This is a genomic window from Bordetella genomosp. 5 (genome assembly GCF_002261475.1).
Taxonomy (GTDB): Bacteria; Pseudomonadota; Gammaproteobacteria; order Burkholderiales; family Burkholderiaceae_B; genus Bordetella.
In genome coordinates this window covers 239379-265178 of record NZ_NEVN01000001.1, presented here as the reverse complement: position 1 = coordinate 265178, position 25800 = coordinate 239379, and the positions used below count along the sequence as shown (strand labels likewise).

The following is a 25800-nucleotide window of genomic DNA, read 5'->3' as shown; positions in this document are numbered from 1 at the left end:
GCAGGGATTTTACCGCCCATGGAGGATGCGTCCCTTGCGCTTCGCCAAAGCACGCATCCTGGGCACGTCAGCGCCGGCAAATGGAGGTTGCACGCCGTGCGAGCCTCAGGCCGGAGGGGCGGGTATTCCGTCGTCGTCCGCGCCGGCGTCCGGGGGCAGACGATAGGGCGCGGCGCGGATGTGGTGCTTGCGCATGAGCGCCCAGAACGCCCGCCGGTGCTTGGCCGACGCGCGTGCCGCCTGCGTGACGTTACCCCCGTGGCGAACCAGGCACCGGTGCAGATAGGCACGCTCGAACCGCCCCACCATCTCGGCCTTGGCTCGCCCGAACGGCGTGTCGATCAGGCGGTCGGTCTCGTCCCAGGCGGACACGGCCGAGGCTGTGGCAGCGGCGGCGTGTGCGTGCGGCCATCGCGCGGGCGCGGGGTCGTGCAGGCGCGGCGGAGGCTCGCGCAGCAGCGCCGCGTGCTCACGCAGCAGGCGCACGGCGGCCGCGTCGAAGGGATAGGGCTCGGCGATGCGCGCGGCCGCGGCGTCGTCGGGGCAGGGGTCGTGGAAGGCGTCGCGCGCGATGTCGTAGCGCCACGCCACCTTGCCCTCGCCCAGCGCCGCCTGCTCCTGCACGGGCGCCAGAGGCAGGCGTTGGCGCGTCCGGGACAGCACCATTTCGGTACGGACCCGCAGCTCGTCGGGATCGAGCGGCGCCTCGAGGAAATCGGCGATGCCCAGACCGGTGAGGTCGAGCAGCCCCGCGGGCCGCAGCTTGCGCACCAGGGCGAGCATCGGGGTGGTGACCTGCCCGCGGGCGCCGGCCAGGGCCGTGCGCGCCCAGGAGAGCGTGGCAGGCTCGACGGGTAGCAGGCAGGCATCGAAGCGGCGCAACATGAGCGCGGCCTGGCCCAGCCAGCGCGCGGACCCGCCAGGGGCCTCGCCGGGCGTGACGGCGAAGAACCGCACGCCGGGATCCGCCACGGCGCCCCGGGTGCGGGACAGAGGCGTCATCTGGCCGTGCGTCGAACCGTCGGGCGTGGCTACGCCGGGCGTAGCCACGCCCTCCTGGGCGCTCATCCACTGATCGAGCCAACTCCCGTGGCCCGGCACCATCACGACGGCATACTCTCGCAGATCCCGCATGCTGCACCTCCGATGAGATTGAGCAGGAGACCAGCCTAGCCAGTGACGCGCGGAGTGACTATGCGCGCTTGCCGCAGTAGGCGCGCTACGCATGCGCGGCGAGCCGGACACGGCGCCACTGGCGCATCGACGCCCGGCATGTCGCGCGCTCGCAGGTTGGCAGGCCCGGGGTCTGATCGATCTCGGACATACGCCGTAGCGGCGCAGGGCAGCAAAATCGTTGCGGGCGCAACGGAAGCGAAAACGACAAAGGCGGCCGAAGCCGCCTTTGTCGTGTGCCGGGACGTGCCCGGCGTACTGCCCAGGATCAGTGCGAAGAACGACCGGTACGCAGGCGACGGGCCGCGGCGGCCTGAGCTGCCAGCATGGCCAGCTCCGCTTCGACGACGGCGATGTCTTCCTTGTTCTTGGCGTTGCGCAGGGCGTCTTCCGCCTTTTCGCGCGCAGCCACGGCACGGGCTTCGTCCAGGTCAGCGGCACGGATGGCCGTATCGGCCAACACGGTCACGCTGCCCGGCTGCACTTCCAGAATGCCCCCGGCGACGAAGATGGTTTCCTCGCCTTCGTCGGCACGGACGATCTTGACCGTCCCGGGGCGTATGCGCGAAATGAGCGGGGTGTGACCGGGCAGAATGCCCAGCTCGCCCGACTCGCCAGGCAGCACCACGAACTTCGCCTCACCGGTGAAGATCGCTTCCTCTGCGCTGACCACATCCACATGCAGGGTAGCCATATCAGGTCCTTATTGCAGTTTCTTGGCCTTCTCGAAGGCCTCGTCGATCGTGCCGACCATGTAGAACGCCTGTTCGGGCAGCGAATCGCACTCGCCTTCGACGATCATCTTGAAACCACGGATGGTTTCGGCCAGCGGCACGTACTTGCCGGGCGAGCCGGTAAACACTTCGGCCACGTGGAACGGCTGCGACAGGAAGCGCTGGATCTTACGGGCGCGAGCCACGCTTTGCTTGTCTTCCGGCGACAGTTCGTCCATGCCCAGAATCGCGATGATGTCGCGCAGTTCCTTGTAGCGCTGCAGCGTTTGCTGCACGCCACGGGCCACCGCGTAGTGCTCTTCGCCCACGACTTGCGGGTCGAGCTGGCGGCTCGAGGAATCGAGCGGATCCACGGCGGGGTAGATACCCAGCGCGGCGATGTCACGCGACAGCACGACGGTCGAGTCCAAATGCTGGAAGGTCGTGGCGGGCGACGGGTCGGTCAAGTCATCCGCGGGCACGTACACGGCCTGGATCGAGGTGATCGAGCCGGTCTTGGTCGAGGTGATGCGCTCTTGCAGAACGCCCATTTCCTCGGCCAGCGTGGGCTGGTAGCCCACGGCCGACGGCATACGGCCCAGCAGTGCCGACACTTCGGTACCGGCCAGGGTGTAGCGGTAGATGTTGTCGACGAAGAACAGGATGTCACGGCCTTCGTCGCGGAACTTCTCGGCCATGGTCAGGCCGGTCAGCGCCACGCGCAGACGGTTGCCCGGGGGTTCGTTCATCTGACCGAACACCATCGCGACCTTGTCCAGAACGTTCGACTCTTCCATTTCGTGGTAGAAGTCGTTGCCTTCACGGGTACGCTCGCCCACGCCGGCAAACACCGACAAGCCGCTGTGCTGCTTGGCGATGTTGTTGATCAGTTCCATCATGTTGACGGTCTTGCCGACGCCGGCGCCACCGAACAGACCGACCTTACCGCCCTTGGCGAACGGGCAGACCAGGTCGATAACCTTGATGCCGGTTTCGAGCAGTTCCACGGAGGGCGACAGCTCGTCGAACTTCGGGGCGGCCTGGTGAATGCCACGACGCTCTTCGCAGGCGATCGGGCCGGCTTCGTCGATCGGACGACCCAGCACGTCCATGATGCGGCCCAGGGTACCGTGACCCACGGGCACCGAGATCGGGGCGCCGGTGCCGGTAACCTTCATGCCACGGCGCAGGCCGTCGCTCGAACCCAGGGCGATGGTACGCACCACGCCGTCGCCGAGCTGCTGTTGCACTTCCAGCGTCAGACCCTTCTCGGCGAACGAGGAACCCTCGTCAGCCAGGGTGAGCGCTTCGTAGATCTTGGGCATTTGATCGCGGGGGAACTGAATGTCCACCACGGCGCCGATGCACTGAACGATGGTTCCGTTGCTCATGTCGATTCCTTGATATTTTGACGGGATACTGCCGGGTTACACCGCGGCAGCGCCCCCTACGATTTCCGAAATTTCCTTGGTGATCGCGGCTTGACGGGTCTTGTTGTAGACCAGTTGCAGCTCACCGATGACCTTCTTGGCGTTGTCCGAGGCGGCCTTCATGGCCACCATCCGCGCGGACTGTTCCGAAGCCATGTTCTCGGCCACGGCCTGATACAGAAGGCCTTCGACGTAGCGCTGAAGCAGATCGTCGATCACGCTCTTGGCGTCGGGTTCGTAGATGTAGTCCCAGCTGTAGTCCGACTTGACCTCGGCGGTCTTGGCCAGGGTCTCGACGCCCGTCTGGTACGGATCATCCAAACCGGAGGCCAGCGGCAGCAGACGCAGGAACACCGGCTCCTGCTTCATCGTATTGACGAAGCGGGTGGTCGCCACGTACAGCGCATCGATGCGACCTTCGAGGTAGTCGTCGAGCTGCACCTTGATCGCGCCCAGCAGACGGTGAAGGTCAGGCTTGTCGCCCAGATGCACTTCCTGGGAAACCAGCTTGGCGCCGATGCGCGTGAGCAGCGACAGACCCTTGTTGCCGAAGGCGGTCGTCTGCACGGCGATGCCGCGCTGTTCGAATTCCTTCAGGCGGCCCAGCGTGATGCGGCTGATGTTGGTGTTCAGGCCACCGCACAGACCCTTGTCGGTCGTCACCAGAACCACGCCCACCGACTTGACCTCGCGCTCTTGGAGGTAAGGGTGGTTGTATTCCGGATTGGCCTGCATCAGGTGCGCAGCGATCTCGCGCACCTTCGTGGCGTACGGACGGCCCGCGCGCATCCGTTCCTGCGCTTTGCGCATCTTGGATGCGGCGACCATTTCCATCGCCTTGGTGATCTTGCGCGTGTTTTGCACGCTCTTGATCTTGGTTCGGATTTCCTTGATTCCGGGCATTGCGCTTTCCTGTTGAGTCGGCTTGGGCGGTGCAGCCGGGGCTAACCCCGCCCTACCGTAGGATGGGCGTCGCCGCCCATCGCTACGTCAGACAGTTGCCTTAAAAAGCACCGTGCTTCTTGAAATCCTGGAGGGCGGCAGCCAGTTCGGCCTCGTCATCCTTGGACAGTTCCTTGGTGTCTTCGATGCGCTGGATCATGGCCGCATGCTTGGCCTTCAGGTGATCCTTGAACGACTTCTCGAACGACAGGACCTGAGCCACGTCGACTTCATCCAGGTAGCCGTTGTTGACCGTGTACAGCGAGACGGCCAGTTCCCACACTTGCAGCGGCTGGTATTGCGGCTGCTTGAGCAGTTCGACCACGCGCTTGCCGCGCTCGAGCTGACGGCGGGTGGCGTCGTCGAGGTCGGAGGCGAACTGGGCGAAAGCGGCGAGTTCACGGTACTGCGCCAGGTCGGTACGGATACCGCCGGACAGCTTCTTGACGACCTTGGTCTGAGCAGCACCACCCACGCGCGACACCGAGATACCGGCGTTGATGGCGGGACGGACACCGGCGTTGAACAGGTCGGTTTCGAGGAAGATCTGGCCGTCGGTGATCGAGATCACGTTGGTCGGAACGAAGGCCGACACGTCGCCTGCCTGGGTTTCGATGATCGGCAGCGCGGTGAGCGAGCCGGTCTTGCCCTTGACGGCACCGTTGGTGAACTTCTCGACGTACTCTTCGTTGACGCGAGCGGCACGCTCGAGCAGACGCGAGTGCAGGTAGAACACGTCGCCCGGGTAGGCTTCGCGGCCCGGCGGACGGCGCAGCAGCAGCGAGACCTGGCGATAGGCCCAGGCTTGCTTGGTCAGGTCGTCATAGACGATCAGGGCGTCTTCGCCACGATCGCGGAAGTATTCGCCCATCGTGCAGCCCGAGTAGGCAGCCAGGTATTGCATGGCGGCCGAGTCGGAGGCCGAAGCGGCCACGACGATGGTGTATTCCATGGCGCCGTGCTCTTCGAGCTTGCGCACCACGTTGTTGATCGTCGATGCCTTCTGGCCGATAGCGACGTACACGCAGGTGACGCCCTTGCCCTTCTGGCTGATGATCGTGTCGACGGCAACGGCGGTCTTGCCGGTCTGGCGGTCGCCAATGATCAGCTCGCGCTGGCCACGGCCGATCGGCACCATCGAGTCGATAGCCTTGACGCCGGTTTGCAGCGGCTGCGACACCGAGCGGCGGGCGATAACGCCAGGCGCCACTTTTTCGATGATGTCGGTTTCTTTGGTGTTGATCGGGCCCTTGCCATCGATCGGGGCACCCAGCGTGTTGACCACGCGGCCACGCAGCTCGGGGCCAACCGGCACTTCGAGAATGCGGCCGGTCGTCTTGACCTGATCGCCTTCGGACACGCCGGTGTAGTCGCCCAGAATAACGGCGCCGACCGAGTCGCGTTCGAGGTTCAGTGCCAGACCGAACACGTTGTTGGGAAATTCGAGCATTTCGCCCTGCATCACGTCGGACAGGCCGTGGATGCGGGTGATACCGTCGGTCACGGAGACCACGGTACCCTGGGTACGAACATCAGTCGAAGCGCCCAGGCCCTCGATGCGGCTCTTGAGCAGTTCGCTGATCTCGGAGGGATTGAGTTGCATATTGACTCCTGGAATCCTATTAGTCTCGCCTGCCTTAAGCGGCTAGCGTATCGCGCAAGCGGGCCAGTTGGGCTTTAACGGAAGTATCGAGCACCTGGTCTCCGACAGCCACGCGCACCCCGCCGATCAACGACTGATCGACGGCGACGTGCGGCTTGAGCTTGAGACCGAATTTGACTTCGAGTGCGCTGATGAGCTCTTTGACCTGAGCGTCGCTGAGTTCGAATGCGCTGGTGATTTCCGCCTGCGCCGTGCCCTCGTGACGGTTTTTCAGTTCAGCGAACTGGGTGGCGATGATGGGCAAAAGCAGCAACCGGTCGTTCTGGACGAGCAGGTCGATGAAGTTGCGCGCGGCCTGCGGCAGATCGGACTTGATCAGACCGGTGAAGATCTGAGCACGTCGCGTGTCGTCCAGACGCGGGTCGGTCATCGCTTCGCGCACGTCGGCATTGGCGGCGACCTGGGCCAGTTCATCGACCAGGCCAGCCCACACTGCCAGACCAGCCTTGTCGTCGCGCGCTGCGCCGAAGAGCGCTTCGGCGTAGGGACGGGCAACAGTGGAAAGTTCAGCCATGGCGTTCCTGGATTAAAGCTGTGCCTTGAGCTGGGTGAGCAGCTCGGCATGGGCGCGGGCATCCACCTCGCGCTTGAGGATCTGTTCGGCACCCTTGACGGCCAGCGCAGCGACTTCGTCGCGCAGGGCATCACGAGCACGCTGAACTTCCTGGGCGGCATCCTGGGCAGCCTGGGCCACGATACGGGCACGCTCAGCCTCGGCTTCGCGACGCGCCTGTTCGATCAGCGCGGCGCCTTGCTTCTCAGCGTCGACGATGCGGGCGTGGGTTTCGGATTTGGCAGAAGCCTCGATCAGACTGACACGCGCCTGGGCCTGGGCCAGATCGGCCTTCCCTTTCTCGGCGGCGGCAAGGCCGTCGGCGATTTTTTGGCGGCGCTCATCGATCGCCTTCGTCAGGGGCGGCCACACGAATTTCATCGTGAACCACGCCAGAACGAAGAACACGAGCATCTGGAAGAAGATCGTCGCGTTCAGATTCACGGTCGTTCCTTTAACACCTTACGGCCCCGGCCACCCACAACGGGCAATCCGGAGCACTCGATACTTGGCCGGCAAGTGGCGCATCGGTCGCACCACTGCCAGCGTACGGCCCGCCTGTTTCGCCGGCGGGCAATGCCATTAACCGACGAACGGGTTGGCGAAGGCGAACAGCATGGCGATACCCACGCCGATCAGGAACGCCGCGTCGATCAGGCCGGCCAGCAGGAACATCTTGGTCTGCAGGGCGTTCATCAGTTCGGGCTGACGAGCCGAAGCTTCCAGGTATTTGCCACCCATCAGTGCGATACCGATGCAAGCGCCGATAGCGCCCAGACCGATGATGAGACCGCAAGCGAGAGCAACGAAAGCGACGTTGGTCATGACAACTCCTTGGTTAAGAATCTGAAATCAGGATTGTTAAAAACAGGTACTGCTTGAATGCAAGAAAACCTTGCGACTCGGCACGCGCCACACCGGCCCGCGCCGAAAATTGGGATCAATGCCCTTCGTGTGCCTGGCCGATGTACACCAGCGTCAGCATCATGAAGATGAAAGCCTGCAGCAGCACGATCATGATGTGGAAGATCGCCCACACCGAACCGGCCAACACGTGCCCAATGCCCAAACCGATGCTGCTCGCGTTGAAGCCTGTCCAGGCGCCGCCCAGCAGCGCGATCAGCATGAAAACCAGTTCACCGGCGAACATGTTGCCGAACAACCGCATGCCCAGCGAAACCGACTTGGCGGCGTACTCGATGAGGTTCAGGAGCAGGTTGAACGGAGCCAGTGCCACGGCGCCAATGCCGTGAGCGTGGAACGGGGCCGTGAACAATTCTTTGATGAAGCCACCCGGGTGCTTGATCTTGATGCCGTAATAGAACATCAGGAGCAGCACGCCCAGCGCCATGCCCATGGGCACGTTCAGGTCGGCGGTGGGGAGAATGCGGTGGTAGTACATCGGATCGCCGTGCTCGGCGCCCAGGCCGGTCAGACGCCAGATCGAGGGCATCAGATCGACCGGCAGCAGGTCGAGCGCGTTCATCAGAACGATCCAGAGGAAGACGGTCAGGGCGAGCGGCGCCACGAACAGGCGGCTCTTGGCGTTGTGCACGATGCCCTTGGCCTGGTCATCGACCATGTCGACGATCATCTCGACGAACGCCTGGAAGCGGCCCGGCACGCCGGCCGTGGCACGGCGCGCGGCCATCCACAGGAACGTGATGACGATCAGACCCATCAGGATCGACCAGAACAACGAGTCATAGTTGATGACGTCGAACTGGGCGATGATGCTTTGCTTCTCGCCCAGGTTATTCAGGTGCACCAAATGGTGCTGAATGTACTCGGACTGAGGCGACGCGCCACTGGCTGCAGCCATGTGAAATCCTACCCTGTTTGCTTGTGCACCGGCCCTTGCGGCCCGGCTGATGCACGATTGTTAATTGCGCTATGACAGCTTGCGGAACATCAACAGCAGGAGATATCCCTTGAGTGTCAGGATCAACCCCAGCAGCACGGCGGGCCAGACGAGCCATTCGTGCGTGAGGTACCAGATCAGCCACAACAGCAGTGCCGTCATGACGAGCTTGATCATTTCACCCAGGAAGAAAGCAACAGGATTCGGCCGGACCGACCTGACGACATTCACCAGCAAGCGCAATGCAAACAATGCATTGGGCAAGAAATACGCCCCCGCTCCCAGCAACGCCGACACGCCAGCCGTCGTCCCCGCAACAATCCCCGCGATTGCTGCCGCTGCAAGACCCATGGCACCTTGCGCTGCGACGGCCATCAAGAGTTCCCGGCACGCCCGCGCATTGATCGCTGCGCGGTCCGCGTCGGTAAGTACCAAACCCTCTTGCATTCGGCTTTCCTGCCCCTATCTAGATACCGGACACCGGCATCCACCGGGCTTGCTTCCCAAATTCCGGCGCGCTCCTCCCCTTCCGAAGGGCCGTTTTCGCCGGGTCGGCCACGCAAGACAGGCAATCTGATTGCCGGACACTCGCGCAGGGAACTTCGATGAAAACGGCAACTCTGGAAATCGGAAGCCGGTGCTTCTGCGACGCTTTTCTGCGCCGCTTTTCTGCACCGCCTCTCAGGAGTCAGGTCGCTGGGTTGATTCAGGTCTGCCAAACCGCGAAAAATCGCGATGGTCGCCGCGGCGCGGCATTCAGCCACGTGTTATCCCGCATGCGTCAAACCCGCAGAGTATATCCCGAAAACGATAGCGTCGACAAATCGGAAAGCAGGCCGTGGCGAGTGCAAGCAACAACGTTTCCGACCCCATTTTGCGTCGATTTCCGGCGTACGGAACTCAACTCGGCGGCAAGCCGGCAACCCGCCCGCTACGACAAAAAAAACCCCGCCATGAAGGCGGGGCTGGAAGAACGCATGTCTTGGCATGCGCTGGACTGCTGATCAGTCACGCACCACGGCGGGCGGAACCCACTTGCCGTCGAGGGCGATGTCACGCGGAGCGTACAGGCGCAGGTTCAGCATCTGGTTGCCTTCGCGCGGCGCCGGAAGCCAGTTGCTGGCCTTGCTGTCACCCGGATAGTCGCGCTGGATATAGATATCAAGCGAACCATCGGAGTTGTACTTGAGCGGGTCGGTGCTGCGCAGCGAGTAGCGGTTGGCCGTGTTGTCGGCGAAGCCCTGGCGCGCGTCGTACAGCGTGAGCGACCAGAAAGCGTCGACCGGCGGCAGCTGGTCCTTCTCGAAGTGCAGCTTGTAGTCCTTGCCGCTTTCGAGCACGCGGCCCTTGTTGTCGACCCAGGTCACGGGGTAGAGCACGTCTTCCGGCGTGGCGGCGCCCAGACCGGCATACGCCACGGCGGCGCGACGGACATAGTCGGTGCCGTACGTGCCGATGCCGCTACGCACGGTCACCCAGCCATTGTCCGATTGATCGGCCAGCGTATGGACTGCGTCGGCGATGCGGCGACCGGCCACCGGCTTGGCTTCGGCCAGGGCCTGCTGCACGGCGGGGTCGAGGCGATTGAACATGAACGGCTGCGAGCCACCGATGCCGGCGCGACGCAGGCGGTCGAGGATCGGGTAGTCGTTGGCATGCGGCGGGTTCGAGCGAACCAGGTCGGCGAACAGCGTGAAGTACGAGGCGGCGTCGAGCGCGGCGACCTGTTCGGCCGGCGTGCCCTGACCGTTCCAGGCCGGATTGACGGGACCGCCCGACACGAAGCCGTAGCTCTTGCCCCACTGCGACAGCGGCACGGCCGCGAGGCCCGCCTGGAATTCGTTGACCGCCTGATAGTCGGCGGTGCCACCGGCCTGCACGCGGCCGAGCACCCAGCCCCACGAGGTCGGGCTGCGGATCATGTCGACGCCGGCGGGCAGCGTGCCCTGCCAATTGGGACCGACGATCGCGAAGGTCTGCGCACCCTTGCCGTTGGTGCGCGTGCCGCGCGACGCGAACGAATCGGTCCACATGTCGATCAGGTTGAGCAGCACGTAGCGGTTGCCGGCGTCCGGCACGCGCACGATCAGCGGCTCGCGCGACACGTCGTACCAGAGGCTGGAGTGCAGCGTGTCGGTGCTGGGCCAGACCACGTCGGTGCTCTTCGCATCGGGGAACGCCGTGCGGTGACCGAACTGGTTCATCGGCGCGCGGCCGGCGATCGGGCTCTGCACATTGGTGGCGTGACGGCGCGTCATTTCCATGAGCACCATCGGATAGGCATAGACGTAGGCGTCGATGGCGAGATCGCGCAGCTCTTCGGCCGACAGCGGGCTCGCGACCGCGGTAGTGCCGGGTTGCGCCGGATACGGGGTTTCGGACACCAGCCGCAGGGTGGGCTGGGGCGACGGCGTTTGTGCCGTTGCGGTGCAAGCCAGACCGGCGGACAACGCTCCCGCCATCAGGACGACTTGCCAGCGCAGGCGGGCGGGGGTTGCTCGGGTACGCATGTGAAGCTCCTTGTTGGTGTTGTCGGTACGTTCGAGCCGCCGGCGCGGGCGCGATGCAGCATTCAGGCTTCTACGCGCGTCACGAGGTGGCGACTGCCAGATTGCCCACTCAGCATAGGCGCGCCGCGTGCAACAGAGTGCAATGCAAAGGTTTCAACGGGCAACCCGGGAGGGACAAGCGGCGAGTCGTTAGCAACCCGCGTTCCCGGCAGCGGGCCAGAATGAAAAACCGCCGTCCGGCGAGCCGGTACGGCGGTAAGAAAAACGGGGCAATGCACTGCTACCAGCCATGACAAGCATGACCAGAATCAACAGAAACCTACCGTTGGCGACGCCTGAGAGCCGCGCGCCGCACGGCGCTCAGCGGTGCTTGAACTCCGGCTTGCGCTTCTCGGTGAACGCGGCCATGCCCTCTTTTTGGTCTTCGGTGGCGAACAGCGAATGGAACACGCGGCGCTCGAACAGCAGGCCTTCGTTGAGCGGCACCTCGTAGGCGCGATTGACGCACTCCTTGGCCAGCATGACCGAGGGCAGCGACATCGACGCGATCACGGTGGCGGCGTCCAGCGCTTCGTCGAGCAGCTTGTCGGCCGCGACCACGCGCGAGACCAGGCCGGCGCGCTCGGCTTCGTCGGCATTCATCATGCGGGCCGTGAGCACGAGGTCCATGGCCTTGGCCTTGCCCACCGCGCGCGGCAGGCGCTGCGTGCCGCCCGCGCCGGGAATCACGCCCAGCTTGATCTCGGGCTGGCCGAAGCGGGCACTGTCGGCGGCGATGATGATGTCGCACATCATCGCGAGCTCGCAGCCACCGCCCAGGGCGTAGCCCGCCACCGCTGCGATGACCGGCTTGCGCACGCGCTTGAGGGTTTCCCAGTTGCGCGTGATGTATTCGCTGCCGTAGACGTCCATGTACGTCCAGCTTTTCATGGCACCGATGTCGGCGCCCGCGGCGAAGGCCTTCTCGCTGCCGGTGATCACGATGGCGCCGATGTCGGCGTCGTTTTCGAAGGCCAGCAGCGCGGCGCCCAGCTCATCCATGAGCTGATCGTTCAGGGCGTTGAGTGCCTTGGGCCGGTTCAGTGTCAGCAGGCCGACACGCCCCCGGGTCTCGACCAGCACAAACGACTCGCTCATAAGAATGTCTCCGGTGAAAGGTATGAAATAAGATATGCGGATGAACGACGCACCCGTAATTTACCGCCTCGAGCCCCATGACCTGGCAGGTCATCGCTACCGGATTACCCTGACGGTCGCCGCGCCCGCGGGCGATGGTCAGATTTTCTCCTTGCCTGCCTGGATCCCGGGCAGCTATCTCGTGCGCGATTTCTCGCGCCAGATCGAGACGATCACGGCCCGCGCGGGCGGCCGCCCCGTGGCGCTGCAAAAGCTCGACAACCACACCTGGCAGGCGGCGCCCGCCGCCGGCGCGCTGGAGCTGAGCTACACGGTGTATGCCTGGGACCTATCCGTGCGCGGCGCGCATCTGGACGAAACCCACGGCTTCTTCAATGGCACGAGCGTATTCCTGCGGGTGCATGGCCAGGACGACCAGCCCTGCGTGCTCGACCTGGTGCCGCCGGCCGGCCTGGACTGGAAGGTCTACACCAGCCTGCCCGAAGCGCGCGGCATGGCCGGCGCGGCCCGGCGCCACGGCTTCGGCCGCTATCGCGCCCCCGATTACGACGCGTTGATCGACCATCCCGTGGAGATGGGTACGCCGCAGGTGGTGAGCTTCACGGCGCATGGCGCCGAACACGAGCTGGTGTTCACCGGCGTGGCACCGCGCCTGGACCTCGCCCGCATCGCCGACGACGTGCAGAAAATCTGCGCGACCCAGATCGAGTTTTTCGAGCCGCGCACGCGCCGCGCGCCGTTCCTGGACAGCAGCGACCGCTACGTGTTCATGACCATGGTGACCGGCGACGGATACGGTGGCCTCGAGCATCGCGCCAGCACCGCGCTCATGACCTCCCGCAAGGATCTGCCGGTGCAGGGCCAGACCGGCCAGGGCGAAGGCTATCGGCAGTTTCTCGGACTGGTGAGCCACGAGTACTTTCACACCTGGAACGTCAAGCGCATCAAGCCCGCGGCGTTCGTGCCGTACAACCTGCAGTCGCCCGATCTCACCCGCCTCCTGTGGGTGTTCGAGGGCTTCACGTCCTATTACGACGATCTGCTGTTGCTGCGCGCCCAGGCCATCACGCAGACCGATTATTTGCGCCTGGTGGCCAAGACCATTTCGGGCGTGCTGCGCAGCCCCGGCCGGCACAAGCAATCGGTGGCCGAGAGCTCGTTCGATGCCTGGACCCGCTACTACAAGCAGGACGAGAATTCGCCGAACGCCCTGGTGAGCTACTACACGAAGGGCTCGCTGGTCGCGCTGGGCCTGGATCTGCTGATCCGCCAGGAGTCCGGCGGCACGCGCTCGCTCGACGACGCGATGCGCCTGCTGTGGCAGCGATTCGGCCGCGATTTCTACCAAGGACGCGCGCACGGGCTGGCCGAGGATGGCCTGCCTGCCCTGATCCAGGAAGCCACGGGCGTCGACACCCGCCGCTTCATCCAGCGTTACGCCTATGGCACGGCCGACGTGCCGCTGACCGAGCTGCTGTCCGCGCAGGGTTACGCCCTGCAGTTCAAGGCCGGCCTGAACATTCCGTCGCTCGACGTGCGCACGCGCAAACAGGGCGATGCGCTCGCGCTGGCCACGGTGTTCGAGGGCGGCGCCGCGCACAAGGGCGGCCTGTCGGCGGGCGACGTGCTGGTGGCCATCGACGGCCTCAAGGTAGAAGCGCCCGCGGGTCTGGACACGCTGCTGGCGCAATACCGAGCCGGCGACCGCGTCATGGTGCATGTGTTCCGGCGCGACGAGCTGCGCGCCTATCGGGTGCGCCTGGCGGCGCCGGCGCCGCTGGACGCCACGCTCGTGCCGCAGATCGGATAAGGCGGCGGGCCGTGCCGGCGCGGGCGATCGGACAGCGATGAGCCGACAGACGCCCGCCCCTCAGCTTTTGACCATCGAGCGCGGCAGATTGATCAGGAAGTCGGCCAGGCCCTTGGCGCCCTGGGCCAGGCTGATGTGACGCATCATCATCCGATGGGCGCGTTCCGGGTCGTGGGCCAGGATCGCCTCGAGCAGTTCGCCGTGTTGCTCGTATGAGGCGCGCACCCGCCCCACCGCGCTGAACGCGTGCCGCAGGTAGGCGCCCGTGCGCGTGCGCAGGCTCAAGAGCTCCTGCCTCAGATAACGGTTGCGGCATCCGCGATAGAGCACTTCGTGGAACGCATGATTGGCCTCGCGCCACCCTTCCGCGTCGTCGGCATCCACCAGCCCCGCCGCATCGCGATGAATGCGCGCCAGTTCCTGGCGCTCTTCGTCCGACATGCGCTGACAGGCCATCCGCGTGCATACGCCTTCCATCTCGGCCATCAGCTCCCAGATCGCCAGCAGCTCCTGCACGTCCATCCGCGCCACCGCCATGCCATTGCGCGGCTGGCTTTCAAGCATGCCCTGCACTTTCAACTGGATTAACGCTTCGCGCACCGGGGTGCGTGATACGCCGAAGCGCGCGACAAGTGCCTGCTCGTCTATCGGGTCGCCGGGTTTCAAGACACCGGCGCGGATGTCGTCCTCGACGGCCAGGCGGATGCGCTCACTGACTTTCATGGTTTCCACGTATAAAAATTGTGTTGCTGCAAATTATCCCTTGTTCTATAAATATATTTATGAAGGTTTAAATAATACCAACTGAGGGTGGCATGGGCATCCACGACAAAGCCGAGCCAACGCCGGATCCACGAGCCGATGTGCTGCCCTGGGTGCTAAGCGTGCGCGAGCTGCTCGCGCGGCAAGGCATCTCCGCAACCGAGCCCCAGGTGCGCGGCGCGGCCAAGACCCTCGCGCGGCTCGCGCCCCCACTCCGCCGACAGGAGGCGTGGCGATGACCCCGGCTGGACTGCCCGATGGAATCGCGGCCCTGCGCGGCGCCCTGCTGCGCGGCGATGTCGGCCTGAAGGACGCGCTGGCGCGGCAGCACGCGGCATTCGCCGCGAATCCTCTGCACAGTGCGACGGCGGTGTTCGACCCGCCCGCGTCCCTGCCCGGGCTCGCGCTGCCTCTGGCTGGCGTGGGCCTGGCCCACAAAGACATCTTCATGCTGCGCGGCCGCGCTCCCGGCCGCGGCACGGATCCCGCTCTGAATGCCGGCCCGCCGTCCGCGACGGCGGCGACGCTGATCCGCCGCCTGGACGCCGCGGGCAGCCAGCCGCTGGCCGCGCTGGCCATGGCGGAACATGCTTGCGGCGCGACCGGAGAGAATCCGCACTACCCCTTGCCCCTGAACCCGGTGGATACGCGGGCGGCCGTGGGCGGCTCATCCAGCGGTTCGGCGGTCGCGGTGGCCGCCGGCCTGTGCTATGGGTCGCTGGGCACCGACACCGCCGGATCGGTGCGCATTCCCGCCGCCACCTGCGGCATCCTGGGACTCAAGCCCACGAAAGGCTTGCTGCCCGCGCACGGCATCGCGCCGCTGGCGCCCAGTCTGGACACCGCGGGCATTCTCGCCCGCGATGCGGCCGATGCCGCTCTGATTCTCGAAAACCTGGTCGCCCCGGCCCAGGCGCGGCGGCTGTTTCCGCAAGGCGCCGGCGCTCTGGCAAGCCCACCCGGGAAAATCGATTGGCGCGTCACCGCCTGCTGGGAGCATCCGAATCCCGCCGTGCAGCTGGACGCCGAGGTCGGCGATGCCCTTCAACGTTTGGTGGACGCATTGCCGCCCGGCACAGCGCAAGCGACCGTCGCGCTGGCCGGCCTGCCGACCTGGAGCCGACTCGCGGACACCCTGCTGCACGCCGAGGCCGCCGCCACCCACCAGGCCGCCTTGCGCGAAGAGGCGCCCCCGCTGACTCCCCTCACGCGCACGGTGGCGCTGGCGGGCGCGGCGCTGCCGGCCGTCTGGTATCTCGATGCGCAGCGCCAGCGCGGCGCCCATGTCCGCCAGTTCCTCGCGCAGGCGCTGCGCGGCGCCGACCTGCTCCTGACGCCGGCGCTGCCACGCGGCGTGCCGGACTGGTCCCAAGTTCTGACGGGCGGCGAGGCTTTCGATCCGCGCCGGCTGCTGGACATGTTCTGCTGGATGTCCTTCGTCAATTACCTGGGCCTGCCCGCCATCGTTCTGCCCATCGGCCTGGATGGCCGCAAGCGCCCCATCAGCATCCAGGCGATCGCCCGTCCTGGACAGGAAGCCCGCCTGCTCGCATTCGCCCGCCACGTGGAGCAGGCGCGTCCGCACGCCGCTTCTTTCCTTCCCTCTTCTCTTTGAAGCCGAGACCATGCCACCACTCTCCGCCTCGCCAGCCTTGCGACGCTTCCGCGTGCTAGACCTCTCCCGCGTGCGGGCCGGCCCCACCTGCGTGCGCATGCTCGCCGACTTCGGCGCTGACGTGATCCGGATAGAGCCTCCACCAGGCGTCGATCCCAACGAGGCCATGTTCGCGGCCGACCGCTGGAGCGGTGACTTCCAGAACCTGAACCGCAACAAACGCTCGCTGACCCTCAACCTGAAAACGCCGGAAGGTCTTGAAGTATTCAGGCGCCTTGCTACGGAGGCCGACGTGGTGGTCGAGAACTGGCGTCCGGACGTCAAACACCGGCTGGGCGTCGACTATGAATCGCTGCGCCGGCTCAACCCCCGGCTGATCCTCGCCAGCATCTCCGGATACGGCCAGACCGGCCCCTACTCGGGCCGGCCGGGCTTCGACCAGATCATCCAGGGCATGGGCGGACTGATGTCGGTCACCGGCATGCCCGGCCAGGGGCCGATGCGTGCCGGCCTGGCGGTTGCCGATTCCAGCACCGGCCTGTATGCGGCGCTGGGCATTCTGACCGCGCTACTGGAACGCGAACAATCCGGCCAGGGCCAGTGGGTCCACGCTTCGCTGCTGCATTCGCAGATCGCCATGATGGACTTCCAGGCGGCGCGGTATCTGAACGACGGCGACGTCCCCTGCCAGGAAGGCAACGATCACCCGACCAGCAGCCCCATGGGCCTGTTCCACGCCAAAGACGGCATGTTCAACCTGGGCGCCGCGGGCGAAGGCAACTGGAAGCGCTTCTGCGCCGCGCTCGAGCGGCGCGACTGGGAGTCGGACCCAGAGTTCGCGACCGAAAAGCTGCGCGTGGCCAACCGCCAACGGCTGACCCGGGAAATCCAGGCCATGTTCCTGAACGCTGACGTGGACCATTGGGTGACGCTGCTCAATGACGCGGGCGTGCCCGCCGGTCCGGTCTATTCCGTGCCGCAAATGTTCGAGGACCCGCAGGTGCGGCACCTGGGGGCCGCCCGGACCTGCCCCGCCGCGCAAGGCGGCGAGCGCACGCTGATCACCCAGCCGGTCACCCTGGCCCGCACGCCTGCCGACATCGCGCGCACCGCTCCCGGCTGGGGCGAACATACCGAGGAAATCCTGCTCGAGGCCGGCTACGCCGATGAGGATATCGAACGGCTGCGCGACGCCCGCGCAATCTGATGCGACTGCCCACGCGGAGTTTCTCCATGACCCTGACCTCCACATCCCCCGCGCCCGGCCGCCTCGACATGGCCCTCGACGGCAACGTCGTGCGCGTCCGCATCGTCAACCCCGCGCGCCACAACGCCATGTCCCTGTCGATGTGGGAAGACCTGGCGCGCGCCCTGCAGGAAGCCGGCAACCGGGAAGGGGCGCGCGCCGTCGTGCTGACGGGCGACGGCGACCGCGCCTTCATGTCCGGGGCCGACATTTCCGAATTCGCCTCCCAACGAAAGGATCCCGGGCAAGTCGCCCGCTACGACGCCGCGGTGGCGGGCGCCATGCGCGCCCTGAGCGCCTGCCCGCTACCGGTGATCGCCGCGATACGCGGCATCTGCATGGGCGGCGGCATGGCGTTGGCGCTGGCCTGCGACCTGCGCTATTGCACGCTGGGCTCGCGCTTCCGAATGCCGGCCGGGCGGCTGGGCCTGGGCTACGCGATGGAAGGCTTCAAGCGCATGCGCGACACACTGGGCGCGGCCCGCACTGCCGACCTGTTCATGACGGCCAGGACGCTCGACGGCCAGGAGGCCGCGCGCATCGGCCTGGTGCAGGAAGCGTATGCGGACGACGCGTTCGACGAGGCCGTGGCCCGGCGCATCGGCGAAGTCGCGGGCAATGCACCGCTCACGCTGCGCGCCGCAAAAATGGCCTTGCGGCATCTGGCCGGCGAGCCGTCCGCCCCGACCGCCGAAGCCGTGGACGAGGCGGTCCGTGCGTGCTTCATCAGCCGGGACTACCAGGAAGGGCAGCAAGCCTTCCTCGAGAAACGGCCGCCTGCATTTACCGGAAGCTGAGCGCGGTCCGGCTCGGCTTCTTCCTGGCGCGGAGCCGCCGCGCCGTTCGCAGTGTTTATCAAGCAAGCAAGGGGAAAATGCATGAAAACGCTCTACAGGATGACCCTCGCCGGCGCGCTCTGCGCCTACGCCGCGGGCAGTCACGCCGTCGGTCCTCGGCCCGCGCCCGCGCCGCAGAAGCAGGTGTTGACGGTGGGCTACGTCAAGGTCGGCCATCTCTCGCCCATCATCTTCGTCGCCGATGAACTGAAGGCCTGCAACGTCGAGATCAAGCCCGTCGAATTCGTCCGCTATGCCGACGCGCGCACCGCTCTGCTGTCCGGCTCGTTGGACGTATCCGGCATCGGCCCCGCCGACTTGGCGATCGCGCTCGCCCAGGGCAGCCAGAAGCTGGTCGGCCTGTCCGGGGTCGCGTCCTCGCCCAAGTACCTGGTGACACGCAAGGGCGTGAAGATGGACGACTGGAAAGACCTGGCTGGCAAGCGCATCGGGATCGCGCCGGGATCGGCTGTCTGGTTCCAATGGGCGGCCATGCTGTCCGAAAAGGGCGTGCCGTACAACACGTTCACCGCCGTCAACATCCAGGGCGGCGGCACCGCGTTCGTCCAGTCGCTGCAGCGCGGCGACGTCGACGCGGTCGCGTTGTGGGAGCCGTTCGAATCCCAGGTGGTCGCCGATGGCACCGCCTTCTTCGCGAAGAACCTGGAATACAGCCAGAGCAAGGCAGTCGGCGCCGAACTGGGCCTGCTCGCCGCCACGCGCGACGCGCTGCGCGACAAGCGCGAGGCCGTGAAATGCTTCCTGTGGGCCTACAAGAACGCCGAGGAGAAGCTCTCCAAGGATCCCGAGGCGTTCGCCGAAGCCTATTCCAAATACACCGGACTGCCCTTAAACGTTACGCGGGAATCGGCCAAGCTGATCAAGCTGGGCGGCGTGCTGGACCTGGACCAGATGCGCCGCCAGGCCAAGACCTTCAATGAACTGGGCGTCATTCCGAAGGACGTGAGCGGGCAGATCGACACGGTATGGGATGCCGAGCTGCTCAAGGAAGTCATGTGATCGCGCGGCTTGCGGGCCGCACGCCGGCCCGCAAGCCAAGGAGATACTGGTGAACGCTTCAACACTGAAATGCGCAACGCCGATCCGCCGCTCGCGCCGCGCGATCGGCCAGGCGGGACTCGGACTGGCCGTGCCCGTCCTCATCCTGATCGTTTGGCAACTGGTGGGGCAGTCGCCCGACATGGCCGGCGTGGTGCCGACGCCGGTCCAGGTCGCCCGCGCGTGGTATGCCTGGATCTTCGGCCCGCCGGGGATGGGACTCAACCCCTACCAGGGCACCTGGGCGGGCAATGTGCAGTATTCGGCCATGCGCGTGATCCAGGGTTTCGCGCTGGCGATGCTGCTCGGCATTCCGCTGGGTCTGGCCATCGGCTGGAGCCGCTTGGCGTCCCAGACGCTCGACCCGCTGATACAAGGACTGCGGCCAATTCCGATCACGGCGTGGCTACCTTTCTCGATTGCCCTGTTCGGCATCCGCGACATGGGTTCCATCTTCCTGATTTTCCTGGGCGGCTTTTACGCCATCGTGGTGAACACCACGCAGGGCGCACGTGACGTCGACCGCAACCTGGTGCGCGCGGCGCGCATGATGGGCGCCTCTCCCGCTCAGTTGCTGCGCCGGGTGGTTCTGCCAGCGGCGATGCCGGCCATTTTCACTGGCCTGCGCATCGGCCTGGGCATCTCGTGGACGGCGGTGATCGTGTCTGAAATGGTGGCCGTGAAATCCGGCCTGGGCTATGTGCTGTGGGACGCTTACTACGTCGGCCGCATGGACATCGTGCTGGCGGACATGGTCTCCATCGGCCTGATGGGTTTTCTCAGCGATCGCCTGATCGTCATCATCGAACGCCGGGTTCTGGTCTGGCGCCTGCTGCAGAATCATTGAGGGTGCCATGTCTGATATTTCCGTCACGAATCTGAGCAAGACCTACCCGGGCACGACTCCGGTACACGCGCTGGACGGCATCGACCTGCACGTTCCCGCCGGCGAGTTCGTGGCCCTGCTGGGGCCATCCGGGTGCGGCAAGTCCACCTTGCTGAACCTGTTCGCGGGCTTCGAATCGCCCACCTCCGGCGCCCTGACCGTCGACAACGAACCCGTGACGCGGCCCGGACCGGACCGCGGCGTCGTGTTCCAGGAAGCCGCGCTGTTTCCGTGGCTGAACGTTTGGGAGAACGTCGTCTTCGGCCCGAAGATCGCAGGGCTGTCCAAGGCCGAATACGCCGAGCGCGCCGAAGAGATGCTGCACATCACCGGCCTGTCGGCGTTCACCCGCCACCTACCCATCCAGCTCTCTGGCGGCATGCGCCAGCGGGTAGGCATCGCGCGCGTGCTCACACTGGGCTCCAAGGTGCTGCTGATGGACGAGCCGTTCGGCGCGCTGGATGCACAAACGCGGCTCACCATGCAGGAGCTGCTGCTGTCGGTGTGGCAGAAGCTGCGGACCACGGTGGTTTTCGTCACCCACGATATCGACGAAGCCATTTTGCTGGCCGACACGATCTACGTCATGTCGGCCCGCCCGGGAAGAATCGCCACCCGCATCACGGTCCCCATCGAACGCCCGCGCTCGCTGGATCTGATCACCGGCGAGACGTTCAACGGGCTCAAGCGCGAAATCCTCAAGCAAATGCGTCACTGACTTCTGGAGCCTTCATGGCGACTCCCCGCATCCCCTACGCATTCTCCGCCGATACGCCCGCCCTGGCGGAGCCGGGGCAAGGCCGGATCATGGTGCACCTGGTCATCAACGTCGAGCACTGGCCGTTCGACCAGCCGATGCCGCGCACGATCATCACCCCGCCACACGGCCGCGAGACCGTGCCGGACGTGCCCAACTTCAGTTGGGCCGAATACGGCATGCGCGCCGGGCTGCCGCGCATGCTCGCCGCAATCCAGTCCCGCGGCCTGCCCGCCTCGACCAGCTGCAACGCCAGCGTCATCGACGCCTACCCGCGCGCGGCCGAAGCCATGCTCGCGGCGGGATGGGAATTCATCGGGCACGGCATGCACCAGAAAACTCTGAACCAGGCGGACGCCGAGGCCGAGCTCATCGGCGCGTGCCTGGAAAAACTGCGCGCCTTCACCGGCCGCCGCCCCCGCGGCTGGCTCAGCCCCGGCCTGCGCGAAACGCCGAACACGCCCGACCTGCTTGCCGACGCCGGCGTCGAATACGTGTGCGACTGGGTGCTGGACGACCTGCCCAACTGGATGCACGTCAAGCGCGGTTCGCTGATACAGATGCCGTACAACCTGGAGCTGAACGACTCGGTGATTTACGCCGTCGAAAAGCACTCCTCGCCCGAATTTCTGCTGCGGCTGACGCGCACGCTGGCGCTGTTCGAACGCGAATGCGAAGCGCAGCCCAAGGTGCTTGCCCTGGGCCTGCATCCACATCTGATGGGCGTTCCGCATCGCTACGGCTATTTCGAGGAAATGCTGGACCTGCTGGCCGGCCATTCCAAGGTCGACTTCATGACCGGCAGTCAGATTGCCGACTGGTTCAAGCAGCGCCGCCCCCACCCCTCTCCCGCCGCCTGATCACCATGCCTACCGCTATCGCCCATGACGGCTGTCGCCTGCACGTAGAAGAAACCGGGCAAGGATCACCCATCGTTTTTGTTCATGAGTTCGCCGGCGACCACCGGAGCTGGGAACCTCAGCTGCGGGCTTTCGCGCGCCGCCATCGCTGCGTCGCCTATGCCGCGCGCGGCTACCCCCCGTCCGACGTGCCGGCCGATCCGGCCGCCTACTCGCAGGAGAACGCCGTCCGGGATCTCGCGTCGGTGCTGGAGGCCTGCGGCATCGACCGCGCCCATATCGTCGGCCTGTCCATGGGCGGCTTCGCGGCGCTGCATTTCGGCCTGGCCCACCCCAGGCTCGTCCGCTCGCTGACCATCGCCGGCGTGGGCTACGGCGCGCTCGCCTGCGGCCACACCGCGTTCCGCGACGCTTCGCTGCAGGCCGCAGAACGCTTCGAAGCGCTGGGCAGCGCAGGGTATGGCCCCACCTATGCCGCGGGCGCCGCGCGAGTCCAGTATCAGAACAAGGACCCGCGCGGCTGGCAGGCCTTCGCCGACGCCCTGTGTGGCCACGATGCCACCGGCGCCGCGCTGACCTTGCGCGGCGTCCAGGCGGCGCGCCCCGCCCTGGATACGCTCGCCGGCCCGCTCGCCGGGCTGGCCGCTCCTGTCCTCATCATCGCCGGCGACGAGGACGACCACGCCCTGGAGCCCGCCCTGTTCCTCAAGCGGACCCTGCCCGCCAGCGGCCTGCTGATCCTGCCCAAGACCGGCCATACGCTGAACCTGGAAGAACCCGAGGCATTCAACCGGGCCGTGCTGGACTTCATCGCCGCCGTCGAGGCCGGACGCTGGACGTCGCGCGATCCCCGCGCCAGCGGCGAAGTCATGAAACTCTCATGAGCCTGGTCGGCGAACTCGCCCGGATCTGCCTGAGGCCGGCTTCGCCCGCCGACCGCGAACGCGCCGCGTTGCACGTGGCCGCATGGACCGGCGCGGCGGCACTGGGCGCGACCACCCCGCTGGCCGCCGCGCTGCGCCGCGGCTATGCCCCGCCGGGCCGCATTGCCCCCCGTGCCGGCGACGGCTGGAGCGGCTTGCTACTGGAAGCCTCGCTGGGCTGCATGCACGAGCTGGACGACTTCCATCGTGAAGCGCTGGTGCACCCGGGCCCGGTCGTGATCCCCGCCGCCCTGCATGTCGCCCGGCGCACCGCCACCAGCGGCGCGGCAACGCTGCTGGCCATCCTGCGCGGATACGAGGCCATGATACGAATGGGCGAATCGGTGGGCACGCGCCACTACGAGCAGTGGCACAACACGTCATCCTGCGGCGCCGCGGGCGCGGCCGTAGCGGCGTCCAGCCTGCTGGGCCTGGACGCCGCCCGCACCGCGGACGCGCTGGCGCTGGCCGTCACGCAATCGTCCGGCCTATGGCAGATCCGCCTGGATCCCAGCGACGCCAAGCCCTGGAGCATGGCGCGCGCCTCGCAGACCGGCGTGCAGGCGGCCCTGCTGGCCCAGGCGGGCATACGAGGACCGGCCCACGCCCTGGAAGGGGAAAAAGGCTTTTACGCCGCGACCTGCCCCGACCCGCTCCCCGCGCGGATCGGCGCCGACCCGGCCGGTCCATGGAAAATCCACCAAACCACGTTCAAGCCATGGGCAGCTTGCCGCCATGCTCATCCGGCCATCGACGCCGCGCTGGCTCTGCGCGACGCCTGGCAAGAACGGGACGGCTGGCGGGCACTGCCCGATGCCGACATCGCCGCGATCCGCGTGGACACCTACGGCGACGCGATCGCGTTCTGCGACCGTGCCCGCCCCGCCACGCCCCATGAGGCGCGCTTCAGCGTGCAGCACGCTGTGGCGGTCGCCTTGAACAAGGGTTCGCCCGAGGCGGGGGACTTTGCCGAAGGCGCGATAGCCGATGCCGCGCATGCGCGCATGCGCGCCCTGGTCCGCACGGTGCCCTGTGCGGAATACTCGGCGCGGTATCCCCGGCATTTCGGCGCGACGGTCACGGTCATCCTCACGGACGGTCGGGAACTGCGGCATGAAGTCCATGACGCGCTGGGCGATCCGGAACGCCCAATGACGACCGGCCAGGTACTGGACCTCGCCCGGCTCCTGATGGAGTCGGCCGGCTGGACGCCGCAGCGCGCCAGGCGGCGGATGGACGCGATCCTGTCGCTCGGAAGGCTGCCGCGGCTCGGCAGCGACGATTTCAGTCCGATGCCTTCGGCGCGCCGTCGTGTGCAAACGCCCTAGCGCGCCGGCCGCTCCCAGCGGCGCTGGATCGCCTTGGCCGCCACCACGCCGTCCGCCATGGCCGTGACCACGCACGGGTGCATGCGGTGCGAGACCTCGCCGATGGCATAGACATCGGGCAGGCTGGTCTGGGCCGAGGCGAAATCGGTGCGGATGTAGCCGCGCTCGTCGCGTGCCAGATCCAGGCTGTCGGCAAAGGCCGCCTGGGGCTCCCAGCCGTAGAACACCAGGATGAGATCGAACGGGTGGCCATCCACGGTGCGCGCCTCGGGATCGACCTGATAGGGGCCGATACGCACGCATTCGGTGCCCGCGCGCGTGACCCACTGCTGCTGCGCACGCACACTGCGCGCATAGAGCCGCACTTCGCTGGCGCCCCGGTTGCGCACGTAGACAAAATTCTCGAAGGCGTTGTCGCCACCGCCCAGCACCGCGACCCGCAGGCCGGTGTAGTCCTGAGCCACGATGGGCGAGCCGGGTCCGACCAGCACGCCCGGCCAGCGCGCGCCAGGCGCATGGCCCGGCAGGCCACGGGCGCGCACGCCCGAGGCAATCACGAGCGAGCGGCCGGTCACGCTGAGCGCGCCCGCCGGGCCCTCGAGGCCGACGTCGACGCCTGCCTTGCACGGGCGCACCGAGACGGCGCGCGTAGCCAGGTGCAGCGGCACGTCGGCCGCGCTTACGCTGGCGGCGATATTGGCGGCCACTTCCTGCCCGGTCTTGCCCGGAACGGCCACGATCCAGTCGTCGGCGAACGGGTTGTCGTGCGTCAGTCCGCCGACCTGCGCGCCCGCCTCGACCAGCAGGGGTGCGAGGCCCAGACGGGCCAGCCATACCGCGCACGAGGCGCCTGCCGGCCCCGCGCCGACAATGATCGCGTCGAATACTTGCTGCATTTGCTCTGTCCGAGGTCGGCCGCGACGAGCGCAGCCGGTGTGATCCACGGTTGATTGTAGTCAGTGGCAGCGGCGGCCGATGCCGTGGCGGCCGATGCCGTGGCGGCCACCGCCGCGGCGGCCTGTGCTTTGGTGGCCGTCGTGGTGACCGAAGCCGCGGCGGCCGATGCCGCGGCGGCTGGTGCCGCGGCGGCTGGTGCCGCGGCGGCCATCGCCGCCGTACAATTCCCCGATCGTTCCATTCCAGACCGCACCATGCCGACTCGCCGTATCTTCATTTCCGGGCTCGCGCTCGATGCCCGTATCGGCATCCTCGAACACGAGCGCCGGGCCAGCCAGCCCCTGCACGTCGACGCCGAGTTCGACATCGACATCAGCCGCAACGTCGACGACCACGATATCCACAGCGTGCTGGATTACCGGCAACTGCGCGAAGCGATCGTCGAGGAATGCACGCAGGCGCACGTCAATCTGATCGAAACGCTGATCGAGCAGCTGGCCGCGCGCCTGCTGGCCGAGTTCAGCGAGGTGCGGGCGCTGCGTCTGCGCATCAGCAAGCCCATGGCCTTTGCCGACTGCGCCGCCGTGGGCGTGGAGATCCAGATTTCGCGTGACGGCCCCAGCGGCGCCGATCTCCAGGCCTGAGCAAAGGTTGCGCGCGCAACCGCTCCGCGCGGCCGCGCCGCACGACCGCTCCGCACAGCATTGCCGCGCCGGCGAATCAAGTCGTCACATTTTGCATGATCGCGTCAGAACTGCCGGCACCCGTCTGCCGCCCCGACGCCGCGCCACGCAAACCCCTGTATCCATTGTGTTTTCCCGCTGCTGTGGCCGCGTATG

At 66.5% G+C, this 25800-nt stretch carries 26 protein-coding genes; 12 read left to right on the top strand and 14 right to left on the bottom strand.

Translation table 11 applies throughout. From position 1 onward, the window contains the following. Positions 1 to 105: 105 nt before the first annotated feature. The 10 genes from CEK29_RS23770 to CEK29_RS01260 form a co-directional block, all read right to left on the bottom strand. Positions 106 to 1134, bottom strand: coding sequence for a hypothetical protein (locus tag CEK29_RS23770; protein ID WP_176456815.1), 1029 nt, complete (start codon positions 1132 to 1134; stop codon positions 106 to 108). Positions 1135 to 1441: 307 nt separating this feature from the next. After that, on the bottom strand, positions 1442 to 1867 hold the full coding sequence (locus CEK29_RS01300; RefSeq protein WP_094798401.1) for a F0F1 ATP synthase subunit epsilon: 426 nt from the start codon (positions 1865 to 1867) through the stop codon (positions 1442 to 1444). A 9-nt stretch (positions 1868 to 1876) separates the two neighbouring features. Beyond that, positions 1877 to 3277, bottom strand: a complete 1401-nt coding sequence (atpD, locus tag CEK29_RS01295) for a F0F1 ATP synthase subunit beta (protein ID WP_094798400.1) — start codon at positions 3275 to 3277, stop codon at positions 1877 to 1879. 36 nt (positions 3278 to 3313) lie between these two features. Continuing rightward, a complete protein-coding gene (gene atpG, locus CEK29_RS01290) occupies positions 3314 to 4219 on the bottom strand; it encodes a F0F1 ATP synthase subunit gamma (RefSeq protein ID WP_094798399.1) in 906 nt (301 codons plus the stop codon). Positions 4220 to 4319: 100 nt separating this feature from the next. Beyond that, positions 4320 to 5861 carry a F0F1 ATP synthase subunit alpha gene (atpA, locus tag CEK29_RS01285; protein ID WP_094798398.1) on the bottom strand — a complete coding sequence of 514 codons (1542 nt, stop codon included), beginning with the start codon at positions 5859 to 5861 and terminating at the stop codon, positions 4320 to 4322. 34 nt (positions 5862 to 5895) lie between these two features. Beyond that, entirely contained in the window at positions 5896 to 6435 is a 540-nt protein-coding gene (locus CEK29_RS01280) for a F0F1 ATP synthase subunit delta (RefSeq protein ID WP_094798397.1), read from the bottom strand. A gap of 12 nt (positions 6436 to 6447) precedes the next feature. Continuing rightward, entirely contained in the window at positions 6448 to 6918 is a 471-nt protein-coding gene (locus CEK29_RS01275) for a F0F1 ATP synthase subunit B (protein ID WP_094798396.1), read from the bottom strand. Between the two features lie 138 nt (positions 6919 to 7056). Then, positions 7057 to 7299, bottom strand: coding sequence for a F0F1 ATP synthase subunit C (gene atpE, locus CEK29_RS01270; RefSeq protein ID WP_003815363.1), 243 nt, complete (start codon positions 7297 to 7299; stop codon positions 7057 to 7059). A 115-nt stretch (positions 7300 to 7414) separates the two neighbouring features. Next, complete coding sequence (atpB, locus tag CEK29_RS01265; RefSeq protein WP_094798395.1) at positions 7415 to 8296, bottom strand: F0F1 ATP synthase subunit A; 882 nt, start codon at positions 8294 to 8296, stop codon at positions 7415 to 7417. A gap of 69 nt (positions 8297 to 8365) precedes the next feature. Next, positions 8366 to 8782: an ATP synthase subunit I gene (locus CEK29_RS01260; RefSeq protein ID WP_094798394.1), complete on the bottom strand. Its 417-nt coding sequence runs from the start codon at positions 8780 to 8782 to the stop codon at positions 8366 to 8368. A gap of 158 nt (positions 8783 to 8940) precedes the next feature. Here CEK29_RS01260 and CEK29_RS23385 point away from each other — a divergent pair, with 158 nt between their 5' ends. Further along, complete coding sequence (locus tag CEK29_RS23385; protein ID WP_141218285.1) at positions 8941 to 9339, top strand: hypothetical protein; 399 nt, start codon at positions 8941 to 8943, stop codon at positions 9337 to 9339. On the opposite strand, the gene CEK29_RS01255 is transcribed toward CEK29_RS23385, so the two are convergent. Both CEK29_RS01255 and CEK29_RS01250 read right to left on the bottom strand, forming a co-directional pair. Continuing rightward, positions 9340 to 10845 carry a DUF1254 domain-containing protein gene (locus CEK29_RS01255; RefSeq protein WP_094798393.1) on the bottom strand — a complete coding sequence of 502 codons (1506 nt, stop codon included), beginning with the start codon at positions 10843 to 10845 and terminating at the stop codon, positions 9340 to 9342. 360 nt (positions 10846 to 11205) lie between these two features. Then, positions 11206 to 11982, bottom strand: coding sequence for an enoyl-CoA hydratase (locus tag CEK29_RS01250; protein WP_094798392.1), 777 nt, complete (start codon positions 11980 to 11982; stop codon positions 11206 to 11208). 34 nt (positions 11983 to 12016) lie between these two features. Here CEK29_RS01250 and CEK29_RS01245 point away from each other — a divergent pair, with 34 nt between their 5' ends. After that, positions 12017 to 13792 (top strand): M61 family metallopeptidase, encoded by a 1776-nt coding sequence (locus tag CEK29_RS01245; protein WP_094857140.1) that lies wholly within the window; start codon positions 12017 to 12019, stop codon positions 13790 to 13792. A gap of 60 nt (positions 13793 to 13852) precedes the next feature. Here CEK29_RS01245 and CEK29_RS01240 read toward each other — a convergent pair whose 3' ends face one another. Further along, positions 13853 to 14515 (bottom strand): GntR family transcriptional regulator, encoded by a 663-nt coding sequence (locus tag CEK29_RS01240; protein ID WP_094857139.1) that lies wholly within the window; start codon positions 14513 to 14515, stop codon positions 13853 to 13855. Between the two features lie 274 nt (positions 14516 to 14789). On the opposite strand from CEK29_RS01240, the gene CEK29_RS01235 reads away from it, so the two are divergent. From CEK29_RS01235 to CEK29_RS01195, 9 genes are all read left to right on the top strand, one after another. Further along, on the top strand, positions 14790 to 16169 hold the full coding sequence (locus CEK29_RS01235) for an amidase (RefSeq protein WP_094857138.1): 1380 nt from the start codon (positions 14790 to 14792) through the stop codon (positions 16167 to 16169). Between the two features lie 10 nt (positions 16170 to 16179). Further along, positions 16180 to 17376: a CaiB/BaiF CoA transferase family protein gene (locus tag CEK29_RS01230; protein WP_094857137.1), complete on the top strand. Its 1197-nt coding sequence runs from the start codon at positions 16180 to 16182 to the stop codon at positions 17374 to 17376. A 26-nt stretch (positions 17377 to 17402) separates the two neighbouring features. Continuing rightward, complete coding sequence (locus CEK29_RS01225; RefSeq protein WP_094857136.1) at positions 17403 to 18212, top strand: enoyl-CoA hydratase; 810 nt, start codon at positions 17403 to 17405, stop codon at positions 18210 to 18212. 81 nt (positions 18213 to 18293) lie between these two features. Continuing rightward, positions 18294 to 19271, top strand: a complete 978-nt coding sequence (locus CEK29_RS01220; protein ID WP_094857135.1) for an ABC transporter substrate-binding protein — start codon at positions 18294 to 18296, stop codon at positions 19269 to 19271. Between the two features lie 49 nt (positions 19272 to 19320). Then, positions 19321 to 20157 (top strand): ABC transporter permease, encoded by an 837-nt coding sequence (locus tag CEK29_RS01215; protein WP_255176037.1) that lies wholly within the window; start codon positions 19321 to 19323, stop codon positions 20155 to 20157. Between the two features lie 7 nt (positions 20158 to 20164). Further along, complete coding sequence (locus tag CEK29_RS01210; protein ID WP_094857133.1) at positions 20165 to 20914, top strand: ABC transporter ATP-binding protein; 750 nt, start codon at positions 20165 to 20167, stop codon at positions 20912 to 20914. Between the two features lie 14 nt (positions 20915 to 20928). Further along, the gene (locus CEK29_RS01205; protein ID WP_094857132.1) at positions 20929 to 21813 is read left to right on the top strand and encodes a polysaccharide deacetylase family protein; all 885 of its coding nucleotides are present in this window, start codon (positions 20929 to 20931) and stop codon (positions 21811 to 21813) included. A 5-nt stretch (positions 21814 to 21818) separates the two neighbouring features. Continuing rightward, entirely contained in the window at positions 21819 to 22697 is an 879-nt protein-coding gene (locus CEK29_RS01200) for an alpha/beta fold hydrolase (RefSeq protein ID WP_094857131.1), read from the top strand. Next, on the top strand, positions 22694 to 24064 hold the full coding sequence (locus CEK29_RS01195) for an MmgE/PrpD family protein (protein WP_094857130.1): 1371 nt from the start codon (positions 22694 to 22696) through the stop codon (positions 24062 to 24064). The genes CEK29_RS01200 and CEK29_RS01195 overlap by 4 nt, the downstream gene beginning before the upstream one ends. Here CEK29_RS01195 and CEK29_RS01190 read toward each other — a convergent pair. Then, entirely contained in the window at positions 24061 to 24960 is a 900-nt protein-coding gene (locus CEK29_RS01190; RefSeq protein WP_094857129.1) for an NAD(P)/FAD-dependent oxidoreductase, read from the bottom strand. The two genes, CEK29_RS01195 and CEK29_RS01190, sit on opposite strands and share 4 nt — an antisense overlap. A gap of 255 nt (positions 24961 to 25215) precedes the next feature. Here CEK29_RS01190 and folB point away from each other — a divergent pair, with 255 nt between their 5' ends. Further along, positions 25216 to 25605 carry a dihydroneopterin aldolase gene (gene folB / locus CEK29_RS01185; protein WP_094857320.1) on the top strand — a complete coding sequence of 130 codons (390 nt, stop codon included), beginning with the start codon at positions 25216 to 25218 and terminating at the stop codon, positions 25603 to 25605. Positions 25606 to 25800 lie beyond the last annotated feature (195 nt).

Coding starts and splice junctions, on each gene's coding strand:
- CEK29_RS23770 (WP_176456815.1), bottom strand. CDS start 1,134: ATGCGGGATCTGCGAGAGTATGCCGTCGTGATGGTGCCGGGCCACGGG.
- CEK29_RS01300 (WP_094798401.1), bottom strand. CDS start 1,867: ATGGCTACCCTGCATGTGGATGTGGTCAGCGCAGAGGAAGCGATCTTC.
- atpD (WP_094798400.1), bottom strand. CDS start 3,277: ATGAGCAACGGAACCATCGTTCAGTGCATCGGCGCCGTGGTGGACATT.
- atpG (WP_094798399.1), bottom strand. CDS start 4,219: ATGCCCGGAATCAAGGAAATCCGAACCAAGATCAAGAGCGTGCAAAAC.
- atpA (WP_094798398.1), bottom strand. CDS start 5,861: ATGCAACTCAATCCCTCCGAGATCAGCGAACTGCTCAAGAGCCGCATC.
- CEK29_RS01280 (WP_094798397.1), bottom strand. CDS start 6,435: ATGGCTGAACTTTCCACTGTTGCCCGTCCCTACGCCGAAGCGCTCTTC.
- atpE (WP_003815363.1), bottom strand. CDS start 7,299: ATGACCAACGTCGCTTTCGTTGCTCTCGCTTGCGGTCTCATCATCGGT.
- atpB (WP_094798395.1), bottom strand. CDS start 8,296: ATGGCTGCAGCCAGTGGCGCGTCGCCTCAGTCCGAGTACATTCAGCAC.
- CEK29_RS01260 (WP_094798394.1), bottom strand. CDS start 8,782: ATGCAAGAGGGTTTGGTACTTACCGACGCGGACCGCGCAGCGATCAAT.
- CEK29_RS23385 (WP_141218285.1), top strand. CDS start 8,941: ATGAAAACGGCAACTCTGGAAATCGGAAGCCGGTGCTTCTGCGACGCT.
- CEK29_RS01255 (WP_094798393.1), bottom strand. CDS start 10,845: ATGCGTACCCGAGCAACCCCCGCCCGCCTGCGCTGGCAAGTCGTCCTG.
- CEK29_RS01250 (WP_094798392.1), bottom strand. CDS start 11,982: ATGAGCGAGTCGTTTGTGCTGGTCGAGACCCGGGGGCGTGTCGGCCTG.
- CEK29_RS01245 (WP_094857140.1), top strand. CDS start 12,017: ATGCGGATGAACGACGCACCCGTAATTTACCGCCTCGAGCCCCATGAC.
- CEK29_RS01240 (WP_094857139.1), bottom strand. CDS start 14,515: ATGAAAGTCAGTGAGCGCATCCGCCTGGCCGTCGAGGACGACATCCGC.
- CEK29_RS01235 (WP_094857138.1), top strand. CDS start 14,790: ATGACCCCGGCTGGACTGCCCGATGGAATCGCGGCCCTGCGCGGCGCC.
- CEK29_RS01230 (WP_094857137.1), top strand. CDS start 16,180: ATGCCACCACTCTCCGCCTCGCCAGCCTTGCGACGCTTCCGCGTGCTA.
- CEK29_RS01225 (WP_094857136.1), top strand. CDS start 17,403: ATGACCCTGACCTCCACATCCCCCGCGCCCGGCCGCCTCGACATGGCC.
- CEK29_RS01220 (WP_094857135.1), top strand. CDS start 18,294: ATGAAAACGCTCTACAGGATGACCCTCGCCGGCGCGCTCTGCGCCTAC.
- CEK29_RS01210 (WP_094857133.1), top strand. CDS start 20,165: ATGTCTGATATTTCCGTCACGAATCTGAGCAAGACCTACCCGGGCACG.
- CEK29_RS01205 (WP_094857132.1), top strand. CDS start 20,929: ATGGCGACTCCCCGCATCCCCTACGCATTCTCCGCCGATACGCCCGCC.
- CEK29_RS01200 (WP_094857131.1), top strand. CDS start 21,819: ATGCCTACCGCTATCGCCCATGACGGCTGTCGCCTGCACGTAGAAGAA.
- CEK29_RS01195 (WP_094857130.1), top strand. CDS start 22,694: ATGAGCCTGGTCGGCGAACTCGCCCGGATCTGCCTGAGGCCGGCTTCG.
- CEK29_RS01190 (WP_094857129.1), bottom strand. CDS start 24,960: ATGCAGCAAGTATTCGACGCGATCATTGTCGGCGCGGGGCCGGCAGGC.
- folB (WP_094857320.1), top strand. CDS start 25,216: ATGCCGACTCGCCGTATCTTCATTTCCGGGCTCGCGCTCGATGCCCGT.